The organism is Brevundimonas denitrificans (assembly GCF_030160755.1).
Classification (GTDB): Bacteria; Pseudomonadota; Alphaproteobacteria; order Caulobacterales; family Caulobacteraceae; genus Brevundimonas; species Brevundimonas denitrificans.
Map to the genome: position 1 here is coordinate 25,432 of NZ_BSOY01000006.1, position 15,055 is coordinate 40,486.

At 69.9% G+C, this 15,055-nt stretch carries 19 protein-coding genes; 7 read left to right on the plus strand and 12 right to left on the minus strand.

What is annotated here, in order from left to right:
* Window positions 1–10: 10 nt before the first annotated feature.
* On the plus strand, window positions 11–847 hold the full coding sequence (locus QQJ79_RS02490) for a DUF4908 domain-containing protein (protein ID WP_284220748.1): 837 nt from the start codon (window positions 11–13) through the stop codon (window positions 845–847).
* A gap of 47 nt (window positions 848–894) precedes the next feature.
* Here the strand turns inward: QQJ79_RS02490 and gloB are convergent, their stop codons facing one another.
* Window positions 895–1,623: a hydroxyacylglutathione hydrolase gene (gene gloB, locus QQJ79_RS02495; protein ID WP_284220750.1), complete on the minus strand. Its 729-nt coding sequence runs from the start codon at window positions 1,621–1,623 to the stop codon at window positions 895–897.
* Window positions 1,624–1,668: 45 nt separating this feature from the next.
* On the opposite strand from gloB, the gene QQJ79_RS02500 reads away from it, so the two are divergent.
* The 5 genes from QQJ79_RS02500 to QQJ79_RS02520 all read left to right on the plus strand — a co-directional run bounded on the left by QQJ79_RS02500 (window position 1,669) and on the right by QQJ79_RS02520 (window position 6,454).
* A complete protein-coding gene (locus QQJ79_RS02500; RefSeq protein ID WP_284220752.1) occupies window positions 1,669–2,442 on the plus strand; it encodes a class I SAM-dependent methyltransferase in 774 nt (257 codons plus the stop codon).
* A gap of 10 nt (window positions 2,443–2,452) precedes the next feature.
* Window positions 2,453–2,956 (plus strand): SixA phosphatase family protein, encoded by a 504-nt coding sequence (locus QQJ79_RS02505; RefSeq protein WP_284220755.1) that lies wholly within the window; start codon window positions 2,453–2,455, stop codon window positions 2,954–2,956.
* Window positions 2,953–3,309: a DUF952 domain-containing protein gene (locus tag QQJ79_RS02510; RefSeq protein WP_284220756.1), complete on the plus strand. Its 357-nt coding sequence runs from the start codon at window positions 2,953–2,955 to the stop codon at window positions 3,307–3,309. Before QQJ79_RS02505 ends, QQJ79_RS02510 begins: the two co-directional genes overlap by 4 nt.
* Window positions 3,300–4,337: a quinone-dependent dihydroorotate dehydrogenase gene (locus QQJ79_RS02515; RefSeq protein ID WP_284220758.1), complete on the plus strand. Its 1,038-nt coding sequence runs from the start codon at window positions 3,300–3,302 to the stop codon at window positions 4,335–4,337. The genes QQJ79_RS02510 and QQJ79_RS02515 overlap by 10 nt, the downstream gene beginning before the upstream one ends.
* A gap of 65 nt (window positions 4,338–4,402) precedes the next feature.
* The gene (locus QQJ79_RS02520) at window positions 4,403–6,454 is read left to right on the plus strand and encodes an ATP-binding protein (protein ID WP_284220759.1); all 2,052 of its coding nucleotides are present in this window, start codon (window positions 4,403–4,405) and stop codon (window positions 6,452–6,454) included.
* Here the strand turns inward: QQJ79_RS02520 and QQJ79_RS02525 are convergent.
* Window positions 6,412–6,864 carry a very short patch repair endonuclease gene (locus QQJ79_RS02525; RefSeq protein WP_431307564.1) on the minus strand — a complete coding sequence of 151 codons (453 nt, stop codon included), beginning with the start codon at window positions 6,862–6,864 and terminating at the stop codon, window positions 6,412–6,414. The genes QQJ79_RS02520 and QQJ79_RS02525 overlap by 43 nt on opposite strands.
* A 150-nt stretch (window positions 6,865–7,014) precedes the next feature.
* A complete protein-coding gene (locus QQJ79_RS02530) occupies window positions 7,015–7,500 on the minus strand; it encodes a peroxiredoxin (protein ID WP_284220760.1) in 486 nt (161 codons plus the stop codon).
* Window positions 7,501–7,641: 141 nt separating this feature from the next.
* Here QQJ79_RS02530 and QQJ79_RS02535 point away from each other — a divergent pair, with 141 nt between their 5' ends.
* Window positions 7,642–8,211, plus strand: a complete 570-nt coding sequence (locus QQJ79_RS02535; protein WP_284220761.1) for a YqgE/AlgH family protein — start codon at window positions 7,642–7,644, stop codon at window positions 8,209–8,211.
* Window positions 8,212–8,288: 77 nt separating this feature from the next.
* On the opposite strand, the gene QQJ79_RS02540 is transcribed toward QQJ79_RS02535, so the two are convergent.
* The 9 genes from QQJ79_RS02540 to QQJ79_RS02580 all read right to left on the minus strand — a co-directional run bounded on the left by QQJ79_RS02540 (window position 8,289) and on the right by QQJ79_RS02580 (window position 15,052).
* Window positions 8,289–8,594: a hypothetical protein gene (locus QQJ79_RS02540; protein WP_284220763.1), complete on the minus strand. Its 306-nt coding sequence runs from the start codon at window positions 8,592–8,594 to the stop codon at window positions 8,289–8,291.
* Window positions 8,595–8,680: 86 nt separating this feature from the next.
* A complete protein-coding gene (locus QQJ79_RS02545; protein WP_284220765.1) occupies window positions 8,681–10,348 on the minus strand; it encodes a putative bifunctional diguanylate cyclase/phosphodiesterase in 1,668 nt (555 codons plus the stop codon).
* Between the two features lie 32 nt (window positions 10,349–10,380).
* A complete protein-coding gene (locus QQJ79_RS02550; protein WP_284220767.1) occupies window positions 10,381–10,971 on the minus strand; it encodes a GNAT family N-acetyltransferase in 591 nt (196 codons plus the stop codon).
* A 24-nt stretch (window positions 10,972–10,995) separates the two neighbouring features.
* A complete protein-coding gene (locus QQJ79_RS02555; protein WP_284220769.1) occupies window positions 10,996–12,207 on the minus strand; it encodes a M16 family metallopeptidase in 1,212 nt (403 codons plus the stop codon).
* A 50-nt stretch (window positions 12,208–12,257) separates the two neighbouring features.
* Window positions 12,258–12,965: an SURF1 family protein gene (locus tag QQJ79_RS02560; protein ID WP_284220772.1), complete on the minus strand. Its 708-nt coding sequence runs from the start codon at window positions 12,963–12,965 to the stop codon at window positions 12,258–12,260.
* 13 nt (window positions 12,966–12,978) lie between these two features.
* A complete protein-coding gene (locus QQJ79_RS02565) occupies window positions 12,979–13,347 on the minus strand; it encodes a DUF983 domain-containing protein (RefSeq protein ID WP_284220774.1) in 369 nt (122 codons plus the stop codon).
* Window positions 13,344–14,252: a cytochrome c oxidase subunit 3 gene (locus tag QQJ79_RS02570; RefSeq protein ID WP_284220807.1), complete on the minus strand. Its 909-nt coding sequence runs from the start codon at window positions 14,250–14,252 to the stop codon at window positions 13,344–13,346. The genes QQJ79_RS02565 and QQJ79_RS02570 overlap by 4 nt, the downstream gene beginning before the upstream one ends.
* 51 nt (window positions 14,253–14,303) lie before the next feature.
* The gene (locus tag QQJ79_RS02575; RefSeq protein WP_284220812.1) at window positions 14,304–14,876 is read right to left on the minus strand and encodes a cytochrome c oxidase assembly protein; all 573 of its coding nucleotides are present in this window, start codon (window positions 14,874–14,876) and stop codon (window positions 14,304–14,306) included.
* Complete coding sequence (locus tag QQJ79_RS02580; protein WP_284220814.1) at window positions 14,873–15,052, minus strand: hypothetical protein; 180 nt, start codon at window positions 15,050–15,052, stop codon at window positions 14,873–14,875. Before QQJ79_RS02580 ends, QQJ79_RS02575 begins: the two co-directional genes overlap by 4 nt.
* Window positions 15,053–15,055: the final 3 nt, after the last annotated feature.

Here is a 15,055-nt window from a genome sequence, read left to right on the forward strand (position 1 = left end):
AATCCGCCGCGTGCCGATTGCACCACTGCTCGCCATGGAGTTGACGGCGAGGGTCAGAACGGCGCGAACGCCGCTTCCGGCGGCGATTGCGATCGCCCTCGCCGCGGCGGCGCTGTCGTCTCTGCCCATGGCCTCCCAGGCTCAGGCCCAGAACCAGGCCAACGCCCAGGCCGAACAGGCCCAGGCCCTGCGCAACCGCAACGCGGCGGCCGCACGCGCCGTGCCGCCGACCGGCCGCTATGTGGCGGAGTCGGGCGAGGCCTTCATTCTCGACCGGTCCGGCCAGCGCCCCCTGTTGCGCTTCGATCGACGGGACGAGACCTGGGTGCTGCGGCCCACCGCGGCCCCGCGCGGCGACGTGATCTATCGCAATGACGCCGGCGACCAGTTGCTGCGGGTCACCCCCGGCGGCGGCATGACCGTTTATACGCCGCGCGCGCCCGGCGGCTCGCCCGCCTCCTTCACCGGCCCTGGCCAGAGCCTGACCCCGCCGATTCTGGGGCCTTTACAGCTATGGAGCTTGATGGCGCGACGGAGCGACATGATCAGTCAGGCCCTTGGCCGTCTGGTCGGCATCAATCTGACCGGCGAGCGCTCCGAGCCCCTGTGCGTCGAGGCCCTGATTGTGACGACCGACGCCGTCCTTCGCATCGCCCGTTCGCCGACGGCACGACGAAGCCTCGACAGACTCACCAGCATCACCATCATCGAGGGCGAGCGCGCCTCCGTCACCTATATTGGCGGACGACTCGTGGTGACGGTGGATCCCGATGAAGGAATGGCGGGCCGACCATCCTCGGCGCGCGTTATCCAGGTCTTCCTGGCGGCGCCGCCAGCGCGACGCTGACTCTCCCTCTCCGAACTCTTCACGCGGTCCGAGGTCGTCTGGACCCGCTAGGTTGTGAAGACGTCCTTGGCGGCCCGCACGGCCGCGAAGACCTCGGCGTCGCTCGCCCGCACGAACGGATTTGAGGCCTTTTCCGCGCCGATGGTGGTCGGGACCGTCGCCTCGCCCCGCTCACGCATCGCGAAAATCTCCGCCGCCCGCGCGGCCATTTCAGGCCGGTCGTCGACGCTGAGGGCGAAACGGGCGTTGGCCGCGGTGTATTCATGGGCGCACCAGACGACAGTCTCCTCCGGCCAGGCCGCCAGGGTCTGCAGACTGTTCCACATCTGCGCCGGCGTGCCCTCGAACAGCCGTCCGCAGCCGAGGGTGAACAGCACGTCGCCGACGAAGGCCTGGGCGTCCGCGGGCGAGCGGTAGACGATGTGGCCGAGGGTGTGGCCGGGCGCGGCGGTCACCTCCAGCGCCGTGGTTCCCAGCATGACGGTGTCGCCGCCGGTGACGATCCGGTCGATCGGCGCGGCCTTGCGCACCTCTTCCGGGCCGACGATCTCGCAACCGGTCTCCGCCTTCAGCCGGGCGTTGCCCTGGGTATGGTCGGGGTGCCAGTGGGTGTTGAGGATCAGGTCGAGCCGACCCCAGCCGCTGCGCTCCAGATCGGCCAGAATGGCGTCCGCATCGGGCGTATCGATCGTAGCCACCGCCCCTGTGTCCCGGTCCCGAACCAGAAAGCCGTAGTTGTCGTTGAGACAGGGAAACAGGCGCACGTCGAGGGTCATGCGCGCATTCTAGCAGCCGCCCCCGGCGCGGCCTATGGTGGCTCCATGCGGCGCAGTATCGAGGAACTCCGGACCTTCTACGGCGAGCCCACGGGGGCCCTGGCGCGCCGGCTGCTGGCGCGACGACTGGAGGACGCCTGGGGCGAGGCGACCAACAGCGACGTCCTGGGCATCGGCTACGCCACGCCCTGGCTCGACGCCTTCGTCGGGGCCCGTCGGGTGATCGCCGCCATGCCGGGCGGCCAGGGCGTGGAGCCCTGGCCCTCGATCGGCAAGAACCGCAGCCTGCTGGTCGACGACCGCCGCCTGCCCTTCGCCGCCGGGTCGTTCGACCGTATTCTGCTGATCCATGCCCTCGAGGAGGCGGACGACGCCCAGGGGCTGATGAATGAGGCGGTGCGCGCCCTGTCTCCGGCCGGGCGGATCATCCTGGTCGCGGCGGCGCGCGGCGGCCTGTGGGCGCGGGCCGAGACGACGCCTTTCGGTCACGGACGGCCCTTCACCCGCCGCCAGCTGGAAAAACTGGTGCGCGGCGCGGGTCTGGAGCCGACCGCCTGGTCCCAGACCCTGTATGTGCCCCCCTGGGGGCCGCTGCTGCCGCTGGCCGACGGGTTCGAACAGGTGGGCAAGCGGGTCATGCCGGGCGCGGCGGGCGTCATCCTGCTGGAGGCGACGCGGCAGGCCTATGCCCGCATCCGGCCCGGCGGGGCCGTGGCCACGGCGCCGGTGATGACGCCCGCGATGCAGCCGCAGCCGGCGTCGCGATCATCGCGCGATCTGCCCGGTGATGATCTGGCGGGAAGCGGCGAACGCCCTTAAAGCCCTGCCCATGCAGCGATTGATCCTGATGCGTCACGCCGAGGCGGAACGGGCGGCCGGTTCCGGTCGCGACCGCGACCGCGTGCTTTCCGCGCGCGGCCGCAGGGACGCCGCCGCCATGGGTCGGGCGCTGGCCGCGCGCGGCATGCGTCCCGATCTGGCGCTGGTCTCGCCCGCCGCCCGCACGCGCCAGACGTGGGACCTGCTGCATGACGCCTTCGGGGACGTGCAGGTCCGCGACGACGAGCCCCTGTACAACGGCGGTTCCGAAACCCTGCGCCGCTTCGTGGAAGCCGGAGAGGATGAGGCCGGCTGTCTGATGGTCGTGGCCCACAATCCGGGAATCCACCTGCTGGCGGTGGAATATCTGGTCGAGGGCGCGGCCTCGCCGGCCATTCTGGACCGGATGAGCGGCGGCTTTCCGCCGGGGGCGGCGGCGATCTTCACCGTCGACGTCGCCGGACGCTGCGCCTTCGAGGGCTTCATCCAGCCGCGTGATCTGGGCGGCGAATGACCGGGGTCGCCTACAAGCTGGTCGACCGGGCCGAATGGACGGCGGCGCTGGCCGCCGGCGCCTATGCGGGCTCGGCGGTCGATCTCGCCGACGGCTATATCCATATGTCCACGGCGGCCCAGCTGGCCGAGACCGCGCGGCGGCACTATGCCGGACGGACCGGTCTGGTGCTGGTCGAGGTCGCCCTGGAGCCGCTGGGCGAGGCGCTGAAATGGGAGGCGTCGCGCGGCGGCGACCTGTTTCCGCACCTGTTCGCCCCCCTTCCCGCCACGGCCGATGCGCCGCAGCGCGGGTTGTCGGTCGATGCCCAGGGCGTGATGCGATTTGAGGACGGAACCGTCGGATGGCCGTAACCGACATCGGCGCGGCCCTGCTGCGCGCGCTTGATCCGGAAACCGCCCATGGGCTGGCCATCCGGGCCCTGCAGCTGGCGCCCCTGCCGCCCGCGCGGGCCGATGACCCCATACTCGCCACCACCGTTGCCGGTCTGGCCCTGCCCAATCCGGTCGGTCTGGCCGCCGGTCTGGACAAGAACGGCGAGGCCCTGCACGGCCTGTCGCGGCTGGGCTTCGGCTTTGTGGAATGCGGCTCGGTCACGCCGCTGCCGCAGCCCGGCAATCCGAAGCCGCGCCTGTTCCGCCTGAGCGAGGACCGCGCGATCATCAACCGGATGGGGTTCAACAACGCCGGTCTGGAGGCCTTCGCCGCCCGGCTGGCCGACCGGCCCCGCGACGCTGTCGTCGGCGCCAATCTGGGAGCCAACAAGGATACGGAGGACAAGGCCGCAGACTATGTCGCCGGACTGATCCGGCTGAAGGGTCTGGCCGACTATGTGACGGTCAATGTCTCCTCGCCGAACACGCCGGGCCTGCGCGCCCTGCAGGGGCGGGCCGCCCTGGACGACCTTCTGGGCCGGCTGGCTGAGGCTCGCGGGGACGACCCGACTCCCGTCTTCCTCAAGATCGCGCCGGACCTGACACCGGCCGAAATCGCCCTGATCGTCGAGGCCAGTCTGGACCACGGGATCGACGCGCTGATCGTATCCAACACGACCCTGGACCGGCCCGACAGCCTGCGTTCGAGCCATCGGGCCGAAGCCGGAGGACTGTCCGGCGCGCCGCTGAAGGCGCGGGCCGGGGCGGCCCTGCGCGCCGCGGCGGAGGCCGCAGCCGGCCGCCTGCCCCTGATCGCGGCCGGGGGGATCGACAGCGGGGCCGAGGCCTATGCCCGCATCCGGGCCGGCGCGTCCGCCGTCCAACTGTATTCCGCCCTGATCTATGAGGGTCCGGGCCTGATCGGGCGGATCAAGCGAGACCTCGCCGCCCGCCTGCGTGCCGACGGGTTTTCCACCGTCGGCGAGGCTGTTTCGACCGCCCGTTGACGGAGCGTTAGGGCAAGCAGGCCATGATCACGGGACGGGCGAAAACGCTCATTCCGGGGACCCGCATGGCGATAGCCACAGCCGACATGCCAGCTGACGAGTCCGTCGCCGATCCCGGCGACTGGGCCGGCGCGATCCGTCAGCGGCGCAAGGCGCTGCTGCAGCGGCTCGGCATGGCCTCGGCCAGCGCCCTGATCTTCAGCCCGCTTCTGGGCTGGTCGCTGAGCTTCGCCTGGGTCGTCGGCTATTTCGTCGTCCAGCTGCTGGACCTGTGGGTCTTCGCGCCGATCGTCAGCGGCAAGACCGAGCGGCTGCGCGGCCTGCGCCGTGTCGCCGGCTGGATCATGCTGTCCGTGAACGCGGCCTATTTCGGCAGCCTGTCGGTGCCGCTGTGGATGACTGGCGGAGCCATGGGCGGCATCTGCGCCGTCATGCTGCTGTCAGCCGCCGCCATCTACGCGGTGGTCAACGCCCCCCGGTCGACCTCGGTCATGCTGATGACCGCCTCGATCCAGTTCCTGTATCTGGCGGCGACGCCGGTGTTCATGGCCATCCACGGGGCGACGCCCGGCTTCGTCACGGCGGCGGCCATCGCCGTCGGCGTCTTCATCACCTACTGCCTCTCGACCTGGCAGCGCATGAACGAGGCGCGACTGTCCGAGAGCGCCGCCCGTGTCGAGGCCGAGGAAAAACGGGCCCAGGCCGAGCACATCATGGCCGGCCGCAGCGCCTTCCTGGCCGCGATCGGACACGACCTGCGCACCCCGATCAGCGCCATCCTGACCGGCGCCGCGGAACTGGAGCGCGGCGCGACGGACGCCGCGGCCCGCTCACAGGCCCATCTGATCACCGACGCCGGCTTCATGATGAAGGCCATGCTCGACGACCTGCTGGACCACGCCAAGCTGGAAGCCGGCCACATGACGGTCGACCAGGTCGACTTCAACCTTCGCGACCTGCTGAACCAGACCACCCGCCTGTGGCGCGGACCGGCCCGGGCCAAGGGGCTGAAGCTGCGGGTCGAGGGCGCCGCATGCATCCCGGCCTCCGTACGGGGCGATCCGATGCGGGTGCGTCAGGTGCTGAACAATCTGATCTCCAACGCGATGAAATTCACCGAGACGGGGTCGATCACCCTGCGTCTCAACGCCTGGAGCGAGGAGCCCGCCGGGCATGCGGTGCTGATCACGGTGGAGGACACCGGGCCCGGCATGACCGCCGACCAGGTCTCGCGCCTGTTCACCCCCTTCGACCAGACCATGTCGGGTGTCAGCGCCGTCCACGGCGGCACCGGCCTGGGCCTCGCCATCAGCCGCCAGCTGGCGGAACTGATGGGCGGCCGGGTGACCGTCCGCACACGTCCCGGCGCCGGCGCCAGCTTCACCCTCTCCCTGTCCCTGCTGCAGGGCGACGCCGTCGCGGCCGCGCCACAGGCGCTGGATCAGGAAAGCCGCGACGCCGTCGCCCACGCCCTGTCCGGCCGTCCGGCCAGTCCTTCCGCGCCCGCGCCGGCTGCGCAGCCGCTGGCGCCGGCGTCCCGGCCCGTCGCGGCGGCGGCTCCCACGGCTCCGGTCCCTGAGGCCCTGTCCGCCGAAGCCATGGCCGCCCGGATCCTGGGCTCGGTGGCGGACCCGATGGATATCGCCGTCGCGGCCGGGGCCCAGCCTGATCCGGTCATGGAGGACGGCGAGGAGGACGAGGATCGGCCGATGCGGGTGCTGGTGGTGGACGACCACGACATCAACCGCCGCGCCATCCAGTTGATCCTGCAGCCGCTCGGCTGCGACATCGCCACGGCCGCCGACGGCATGGCCGCGCTGAAGATCTGCGAGCACACGGCGTTCGACCTGATCTTCATGGATGTGCGGATGCCCGAGCTGGACGGCCGCGAGACCACCCGCCGCATCCGGGCCGGGGACGGTCCCAACGCCGGCGTGCCGATCATCGCCGTCACGGCCGACACGGCGGCCGAAGACATCGCCGCCTGCACCGCAGCCGGCATGACCTATTTCGTGCCCAAGCCGATCACGCCGCCGATGCTGCTGGGGGCCATCACCCATGTGATGACCATGGCTCAGGCGGACGAGGCCCCGGAGCCCGAAACCGTGGCGGCCTGACCACGGACCTCGGCGACCAGTCGGTCGGCGAACCCCGGGTCCTTCATCCCGCATTCCCAGACCGTGACCACGCGCCAACCCGCAGCCTCCAGCGCAGCCGTCGCTGACAGGTCGCGGGCGCGGTTGCGCCCGATCTTGGCGGACCAGTAGTCCGCATTGGCCTTCGGCGCCCGCGCGCCGCGGGGGCAGTCGTGGCCATGCCAGAAACAGCCGTGGACGAAGACCGCCACGCGCCGCCCCGGCATCACCAGATCGGGCCGCCCCGGCAGGCCGCGCCCGCCGAGCCGGTAGCCGATGCCCGCCGCGCGCAGAATGCGACGCACGGCGAGCTCAGGCGTGGTGTCGCGGCCCTTCACGGCGCGCATGACGGCGCTGCGCTTTTCCGGGGTGAAGACGTCGGTGCTTTTCACGATCCGCTCATCCCGGCGAAAGCCGGGACCCAGTTCTGTCCAGCATGACGCCGGCGCCTCAGGACAACCGCCCCTCATCACAACACCATGCCCATCACCCAAAAGCACTGGGTCCCGGCTTTCGCCGGGATGAGCGGAGAGAGAAGGATCCTAAAGCTGAGCCAGAAGATGCTCGGCCGAGGAGACGCGGAATTCGCCGGGCTGTTCGATGTTCAGCTGGCTGACCACGCCGTCCTTGACGATCATGGAATAGCGCTGCGAGCGCTCGCCCATGCCGAAACCCTTGGCGTCCATGGACAGGCCCAGCTGGCGGGTGAAGTCGCCGTTGCCGTCGCCCAGCATGATGATCTCGTCCTTGGCGATGCCCTGGCTGTCGGCCCAGGCGCCCATGACGAAGGCGTCATTGACCGAGACGCAGGCGATGGTGTCGACGCCCTTGGCGGTCATCTCGCCGCGAAGATCCTTGAAGCCCGGAAGATGGCGGGCCGAACAGGTCGGGGTGAAGGCGCCGGGCACTGCGAACAGGGCCACGGTCTTGCCTGCGAAGATCTCGTCGGTGGTGACGGGCTTGGGGCCGTCGTCGGTGGCGCGGGTCAGGTTGGCCGAGGGGATGCGGTCGCCGATCTGGACGGTCATGGGCAGGCTCCGAAGGGGTGTGAGGACGCAACGTCCCCGACCAGATAGGGGTTGCGGCGTCGGACGCCAACCGCATCGTGTTCCCATATCGTGTACCGGCGCCGCCTTGCGTCCGCGGGCCCGCGTCCCGATGATAGGACCATGGACGATTTCCAATCCCTGGTCGGACGGCTGCTGGTGGCCATGCCGGGCATCAGCGACAGCCGGTTCGAACACGCCGTGATCCTGATCTGCGCCCACCGGCCGGACCACGCCATGGGGCTGAGACTGGACCGGCCCGCGCCGGGGGTGAACCTGAAGAAGGTGCTGACCAAGCTGGCGACCGAGGCCCCGGACGACGCGGCCGGGCGGCAGGTGCTGATCGGCGGGCCGGTGGAGCGGGAGCGCGGCTTCGTACTGCACACCGACGACTGGCTGATCGACGACGCCTCCGTAGCCTTCGCCGAGGGTCTGGCCATGACGGGCACGCGCGAGGCCCTGCTGGCCATGGTCGACCCCGCGTCGGGGCCGCACCGGTCCGTGCTGCTGCTCGGCTACGCCGGCTGGGGCGAGGGTCAGCTGGAGGATGAGCTGGGTGAGAACGTCTGGCTGACGGCCGACGCCGATCCGGAACTGATCTTCGACCCCGACTACGAAGGGAAATGGGCCAAGGCGCTGGCGGGACTGGGCGTGGACCCGGCGCAGTTGTCGGGGCAGAGCGGGCGGGCGTAGGCGGCCGAACGGCGATCAAAGGCCAGCAGAGCTTCAGCCCTCAGACGATCATCGCGTTCCGGCCGTCATGGCTCGCTTCAGGGACACGTGCGGGTGGGCCTCCGGCTCTGGAGGGTCCAGTCATTGGCCGACTCATTCCATCGCGCATAGATCGTGTGCCGGCAGGTCTCCCGGATAATCTGCTGGCCAACCCTGTCGGTGCGCGGCTTGCGCCACTGGTACTGGCGGCGGCCGTCCGGCATGTCCAGAACGGTGTCAGGCTGCCCGTAGCGGGCGATCGCGACCTCAACGGGCTGGTTGAGGAAGTCGATCCTGTGCGTCGGGGTCGTGGCGCACGCGCCCAGCGCCAGCACGCCCGCGAGCACGGTGATTATCCGGTGCATGTCGATTCCTCCCAGAGATGCATCCAGCACACGATAACACAACCTCTGCGCCCGACCTAACCGCGCCAGGCGGGCGGGATCCGTGCCTAAGCCGACCGCGCCTTGATCGGCGCCGTCCCGTCGGCCAGCGACTCGTTCAGATAGACCTCGGCCTCCTGGGCTGGGAGGGCCTGGGCGTAGCCGAAGCCTTGGCCGTAGTGGCACTGGGCCTCGAGCAGGAGCTTGGCGAGGCCGGCGTTCTCGACGCCCTCGGCGACGACTTCCAGCGACAGGTCGCGGCCCAGGTTGACCACCGACTTGACGATCTTGGCCGAGCCCTCGTCCTTGTCCATGGTCAGAACGAAATAGCGGTCGATCTTCAGCGTATCGAACGGCAGCTTGGCCAGCCAGGTCAGGGAGCTGAAGCCGGTGCCGAAGTCGTCGAGCGCCAGCGAGGCGCCGGCCTCGCGCAGCCGGGTCAGGGTCTCGGCGGCGCGCGAGGTGTCGCGCATGATGTCGCCCTCGGTGACCTCCAGCTTCAGCGCGCCCTTGGGCAGGCCGGCGTCGGCGATGATGCGGGTCACGTCCTCGACCAGATTGGGCCGTTCGATCTCGCCGACCGACAGGTTCACGCTGCAGAACAGCTTGCCCGCCGAAGGGTGCCGCCCCAGCCATTCGGCCAGCTGGCGCGAGGCGGAGGTCATCATCAGCAGGCCGAGGTCGTTCATCAGGCCCATCTCGTCGGCCAGGCCGAGGAATTCGTCCGGCGGCACCAGACCGCGCTTGGGGTGGCGCCAGCGGGCCAGGGCCTCGAACCCGGCCACGGCGCCGGTCAGCAGGTTCACGATGGGCTGGTAGAAGGGCTCGATCTCGCCGCGCACGAAGGCGTTGCGCAAATCCGCCTCAAGAGCCAGCCGGGACAGGCTGTCGCTTTCCAGCGCCCGGCCATAGGCGGCGACCCCGCCGCGGCCCGCCGTCTTGGCCTGTTCGACGGCCAGCTCGACCCGGCGCAGCATTTCCGCCGGGTCCGGCGCGTCGGGACCGCCCTCGGCCTGGGCCGAGCCGATCGAGACGGTCGGATAGATGTCGAAACCGGCGACCCGAAGGGGCTGTTCCAGCGCCTCGCGCACCCGCTCGGCCACCGTGCCGGTTCCGCGCGGGGCCAGGACGGCGAACTCGTCCTCGCCGATGCGGGCGGCGTTGGCGTCCTGGGCAAAGGCCGCGTTCAGGCGCGACCCCAGGGCCGCCAGCACCAGATCGGTGCGCTCATGCCCGAGGGCCTCGTTCAGGCGGCGGAGGCGATCCACATCGGCCACCACCAGCTCATAATCGCCCGGCTGGGTCAGCTGCTCGCCGGCGCGGACCAGGAAGGTGCGCCGGTCCAGCAGGCCGGTGAGGTGATCCCGGTGCGAGGCGGCGAATTTGGTTTCCAGGGCGACCACGCCCGCGGCGCGCAGGCCGTCCTCCAGCCAGACGCCGCGCCAGATGCAGGTCTCGGAATCGCGCATGCGCAGGCGGACGGCGACCTCGGTCCCCTCTTCCTGCGGCTTGAGGATCTTTTCGGCCAGCGAGCGATCCTGGGGAATAGCCACGGCGGTGAAGGCGGCGCCCGAACACTCCGGCGCCAGCGGGCCGAGCCCCAGCGCCCGGGTCGCGCCGGTGAAGCGCATCTGGTCGTCGGACGGCGTCCAGATCCACAGGGCGGTGTCCGCGGCGGCCAACGCCTCAATGGCGGTCGTCGCGTCCCAGGCCAGACTTCTGGAGCGAGTGTTCAAACGCCTGAAGGGTCCCGACAGGACGGCCGGAATCAGCCGCCGCGCCCGACCCCGTCATTAACGACGCCGAACAGGAGATGATCTGCCCAAGCGCCGTTAATTTTGAGATAAGCCCGGGCCTGTCCCTCAAGCTGGAAGCCGGTCTTTTCGAGCACCCGGCGCGACGCCGTGTTGTCCGGCACACAGGCCGCCTCGACCCGGTGCAGGTTCAGCTCATCGAAGGCCCAGGCGACCATGGCCCGGACCGCGGCCGTGCCGTAGCCGCGACCGGCGAAGCTTCGTCCGATCCAGTAGCCCAGCGTCCCGGTCTCGGCGACGCCCCTGCGGACGTTGGACAGGGTGATGGCCCCGACCAGCGACTGATCCGAATCGGCGAAAACGAAGAAGGGCCAGGCGTTCCCGGCCTCCATTTCCCGACCGTAGATCGACAGGCGCCGCTTGAAGGCCGCGCGGGTCAGGTCATCCTCGGGCCAGATCGGCTCCCACGGCTGGAGATAGGCGTGCGACGCCAGCCGCTCGGCCGCCCAGGCCTCATGATCCGACGCGCGGGGGGGACGCAGGGTCACGCCCTGGCCCTTCACCACCGGCCCGGTCGCCTCATTGATCCAGTCCAGCAGGGCCATGGGCGAACGATAGCGGGCCGGAGATCAGCCGAAAAGGGCTTCGCGGAAGGCCGCGCCCGCCGGGGCTGCGGCCCTGGGTCCCAGCACCGCCGTGGCGCAGCGGCCGGGTGTCAGGGAGGCCGCGGCGGCGCTCCGGACCGTGTCGACGGTCTGGGCCAGCGTCCGTTCGGACATGGTCTGCGAGGGGATCAGGGCGCCGAAGATCAGCACCTGGGCCGCGGCGCGGGCGGCGCGGGCGGCGGGGCTGTCATCCGACATCCACAGGCCGGCGTTGAGCACCGCCTTGGCGCGGGACAGTTCGGCGGCGGTCGGACCGGTTTCGGCCAGCCCCTTCAGCTCGGCGGCGCACACCCGGGCGAGCTCGACGGCCCGGTCGGCGGCGGCCCCGGCGTAGACGCCCAGCAGGCCGGCGTCCTCATAGGGCTCGTGATAGGCGTCGATGGCATAGGCCAGGCCGCGCTCCTCGCGGGCGCTCTGGAACAGGCGCGAGGCCATGCCGCCGCCGAGGATCTCGGTCATCAGCCGCGCCGCCGCATAGGCCGGATCGGCGGCCGAGGGCGCGGGCAGCTGGAAGACGATGTTGGCCTGTTCGATCCGACGGGTCAGGGCGGCGGCGCCGCCGGTGAAGCGCGGCGCGTCGGGCGCTTCGGCGGCCGTTGACGTCTCGCCCCCGAACCAGCGCTCGGCCAGGGCCAGGAGTTCGTCCTCGTCGACGGCGCCCGAGACGGCGACGACCATCCGGTCGGGCGAATACAGGCGGGCGCGCCAGTCGCCGATGGCGGCGCGGGTGATGGGCTTCAGGCTGGCGATGGAGCCGAGGATCGGCCGCCCGAGGGGCTGGCCCTCGAAAGCGCGGGTCTGGGCCATTTCGAAGACGTGGTCGTCGGGCGTGTCGAAGGCCTCGGCGATCTCCTGGGCGACCACGTCCTTCTCACGCTCGATCTCGGCCGGATCGAGCGTGGGCCGGAAGACGAGGTCGGACACCACCTGCATGGCCAGCGGCAGGGAACCGTGCAGGGCGCGGACCTCGAAACTGGTGCGCTCATAGCCCGTGGCGGCGTTGAGCGACCCGCCCTCGGCCTCGATCCGTTCGACGATCTCGCGCGCGCCCATGTCGCCGGCGCCCTTGAACACCAGGTGTTCGAGGCAGTGGGACCAGCCGGAGGTCGCTTCGGTCTCCCACTTGGCCCCGCCGCGCACGGCGACGGTCAGGGCCAGGGTGCGCAGGCCGGGCATGGGATCACAGACGACGCGGACGCCGTTGGACAGGGTGTGGAGCGTGGCGGTCAGGAGGTGAGCCTTCGGCGAAGCAGGACGACGTAGAAAACCGCCAGCGCCAGCGCCAGCCCGAACCATGTCAACGCATAGCCGAGGTGGTTGTTCGAAAAGGCGGCGGGCGGGGCGGACGGCTGGAGCGCCTCCCACTCCGGATTGGACGAGGTCAGGGCGAACAGGGTGTTCGGATCGGGATCAGCCACGCCCAGAGCCCGCGCCATGGCCGGCGTATCCCGGGCGAAGAACCGCCCTTCGTCCACCGGCAGGGCCATCGGACCCGGCGGCGGCGTTTCGCGCACCTCGGCCACCAGGGAGAAGGACTCCGTCGAGGCCGCGACGGGCGGGCGGGCGGAAATGGTCTCCGCGACAAAGCCGCGGTCGATCAGGAAGACCGCCGGGAAGCCTGCGGGACGACAGACCGAGATAAGCCGGACGCCCGGCTCGCCGGCGTGAATGGTCTGCAATTCGACATACGGGGCCGTCGCCAGCCCCGGACAGTCGACGGCGACCTTGCGGAAGGCGGGGTCGTGCAGGGCCATCACCGAGGCGAGCGGTGCGGGCGGGGTCGCGGCGGCCGCCTCCGCCCGGTCGATCAGGCCGTTCTTCCACTGCATCCGCTGCACCTGCCAGACGCCGAGACCGCAGAGCAGGGCGAAGGCCAGGGCGGCTGCGAGGGTCAGGAGGACGGGAAACCGTGCGCGTGTCGCCTCAGCTGTCATGGCGCGACTGTCCCTACTTGTTGCGCATCTGCAGGGCGATCATCACGCCCTTGCCGGGTCGCATCAGCCCCAGCGACAGGCCCGCGACCAGCGGCAGGGCGACGAGGAGCATGGCCCAGATCGGGGGATTGTACGCGACCTGAACGAACAGGGCGCCGAACACCACGATCCCGCCGGCGATCTGCATGATGAAGATGGCGGCGCCGTCGCCGGTGTTCAGGCGGGTGAAGTCGAACCCGCAGGCGGCGCAGCGATCGACCACCTTGAGAAAGCCCGTGAACAGCGTCCCCTTGCCGCAATGCGGACAGCGGCAAAGCAGACCGGCGCGGATCGGGTTGATCCGCGCCGGCTCAATATCAAGCCCTGTGGGGCCGTCGGTCACCCGAAGGTGACGTAGACGAAGGCGAAGAGGAACAGCCAGACCACGTCCACGAAATGCCAGTACCAGGCCGCCGCCTCGAAGCCGAAATGCTTCTGCGGGGTCATCTGGCCGGCCATCAGACGCAACAGGCAGACCAGCAGGAAGATGGTGCCGAGCAGGACGTGGAAACCGTGGAAGCCGGTCGCCATGAAGAAGATCGAGCCATAGAGCCCCGAGTTCGCCGCCTCTTCGTTGAAGAACAGGTTCTCGTGGAGAATGTGCTGGTACTCATAGACCTGCACGGCCGTGAACAGGACGCCGAGCAGCACGGTGATGAGCAGGCCGGTCTTGGCCGCCTTGCGGTCGCCGACCTGCAGCGCATGGTGGGCCCAGGTCACCGTCGTGCCGCTGAGCAGCAGGATGACGGTGTTCAGCAGCGGCAGTTGCCAGGCGTCCAGGGTCTCGATGCCCTTGGGCGGCCAGGTGGACCAGGCGGCGGCGGTGTCGGCCCAGTTGCTGATTTCCGGAATGTGGGCGCGGGCCTCGTTGAAGACCGCCATTTCGAAGAAGATCCAGAAGAAGGCGGCGAAGAACATCACCTCGGAGGCGATGAACATGATCATGCCGTAGCGCAGACCGATCGAGACGACCGGCGTGTGGTCGCCGGCCTTGCTTTCCTTGATCACATCCGCCCACCAGGCGAAGGCGGACAGCAGCACCCCGGCCAGGCCCGCGAAGAACAGCGCAGCCTTGCCGTCCGACAGCAGGGCGGTCGCGATCGGGCCGGCGTCAGGGCCGACGATGCCCTTCATCCACACCACCGCCCCGACCATCATGATCGTGACCGCGATCGAGGCGATCAGCGGCCAGGGGCTGGGATTCACCAGGTGATAGTCGTGATGCGGAGTGGCGTGTGCGTCGGCCATCTGGGTCTCTTGCAGCAGTCGAGAGTCGTATGAGGCAGGCTATAGCGTCGGCTATCCGGCCGCGCCAGTGGGGGCGGCGGCGTTTGCGGCCTGATCGAAGCCCTGGGTGGGGTAGAAGGTGTAGCTGAGGGTGATCTCCTCGACCCCGCGGGCCTCGCGATCGGTCGCCATCTCGGGGGCCACGAAATACTGGACGGGGAATTTCATCGTCTGGCCGGGCTGGATGGTCTGCCCCTCGAAGCAGAAACACTGCAGCTTCTGGAAATAGGGTCCGGCCCGTTCCGGCACGACATTGTAGGACGCCGTCGCGTGGATCGGCGCGTCAGAGGTGTTGGTCACGTCGAAGAAGGCGATGCCGGTCTCGCCGATTCGCACCCGCTGGGTGACCTGTTCGGCGCGGAAGGTCATGGGCAGGCCGCGCACATTGGTGTCGAAACGGATCAGGACGGACTGGTCCAGCTGCACGTCCGGCGCCTTGTCGGCCTTGCGAACCGTGCCGTCGAAGCCGGTGACCTGGCAGAACATGCGATACAGCGGCACGGCGGCGAAGGCCGCGCCCGTCATGAACATCACCCCGCCCACACAGGCGATGGCCGCCATGGCGTTGGCGCCGGGCCTCTTCATCGGGCGTATTCGACCGGCTGACCGGCCGCGATGGCGTCGGCCCGGGCGTCGATGTTGCGCTTCAGGTTCAGCACGGTGACGGCGAACACCAGCACGATGAAGGCCACGAGGGCGCCGGCGATGGCGAGATTGCGCTTGTTGCGGGCGGACAGTTCTTCAGGTGTCAGACGGCGCATGAT

What these genes read in the sequence shown, in the direction of transcription:
- gloB (WP_284220750.1), bottom strand. Translation starts at nt 1,623, where the DNA reads ATGACCCTCGACGTGCGCCTGTTTCCCTGTCTCAACGACAACTACGGC.
- QQJ79_RS02500 (WP_284220752.1), top strand. Translation starts at nt 1,669, where the DNA reads ATGCGGCGCAGTATCGAGGAACTCCGGACCTTCTACGGCGAGCCCACG.
- QQJ79_RS02505 (WP_284220755.1), top strand. Translation starts at nt 2,453, where the DNA reads ATGCAGCGATTGATCCTGATGCGTCACGCCGAGGCGGAACGGGCGGCC.
- QQJ79_RS02510 (WP_284220756.1), top strand. Translation starts at nt 2,953, where the DNA reads ATGACCGGGGTCGCCTACAAGCTGGTCGACCGGGCCGAATGGACGGCG.
- QQJ79_RS02515 (WP_284220758.1), top strand. Translation starts at nt 3,300, where the DNA reads ATGGCCGTAACCGACATCGGCGCGGCCCTGCTGCGCGCGCTTGATCCG.
- QQJ79_RS02520 (WP_284220759.1), top strand. Translation starts at nt 4,403, where the DNA reads ATGGCGATAGCCACAGCCGACATGCCAGCTGACGAGTCCGTCGCCGAT.
- QQJ79_RS02530 (WP_284220760.1), bottom strand. Translation starts at nt 7,500, where the DNA reads ATGACCGTCCAGATCGGCGACCGCATCCCCTCGGCCAACCTGACCCGC.
- QQJ79_RS02535 (WP_284220761.1), top strand. Translation starts at nt 7,642, where the DNA reads ATGGACGATTTCCAATCCCTGGTCGGACGGCTGCTGGTGGCCATGCCG.
- QQJ79_RS02540 (WP_284220763.1), bottom strand. Translation starts at nt 8,594, where the DNA reads ATGCACCGGATAATCACCGTGCTCGCGGGCGTGCTGGCGCTGGGCGCG.
- QQJ79_RS02550 (WP_284220767.1), bottom strand. Translation starts at nt 10,971, where the DNA reads ATGGCCCTGCTGGACTGGATCAATGAGGCGACCGGGCCGGTGGTGAAG.
- QQJ79_RS02555 (WP_284220769.1), bottom strand. Translation starts at nt 12,207, where the DNA reads ATGCCCGGCCTGCGCACCCTGGCCCTGACCGTCGCCGTGCGCGGCGGG.
- QQJ79_RS02560 (WP_284220772.1), bottom strand. Translation starts at nt 12,965, where the DNA reads ATGACAGCTGAGGCGACACGCGCACGGTTTCCCGTCCTCCTGACCCTC.
- QQJ79_RS02570 (WP_284220807.1), bottom strand. Translation starts at nt 14,252, where the DNA reads ATGGCCGACGCACACGCCACTCCGCATCACGACTATCACCTGGTGAAT.
- QQJ79_RS02575 (WP_284220812.1), bottom strand. Translation starts at nt 14,876, where the DNA reads ATGAAGAGGCCCGGCGCCAACGCCATGGCGGCCATCGCCTGTGTGGGC.
- QQJ79_RS02580 (WP_284220814.1), bottom strand. Translation starts at nt 15,052, where the DNA reads ATGCGCCGTCTGACACCTGAAGAACTGTCCGCCCGCAACAAGCGCAAT.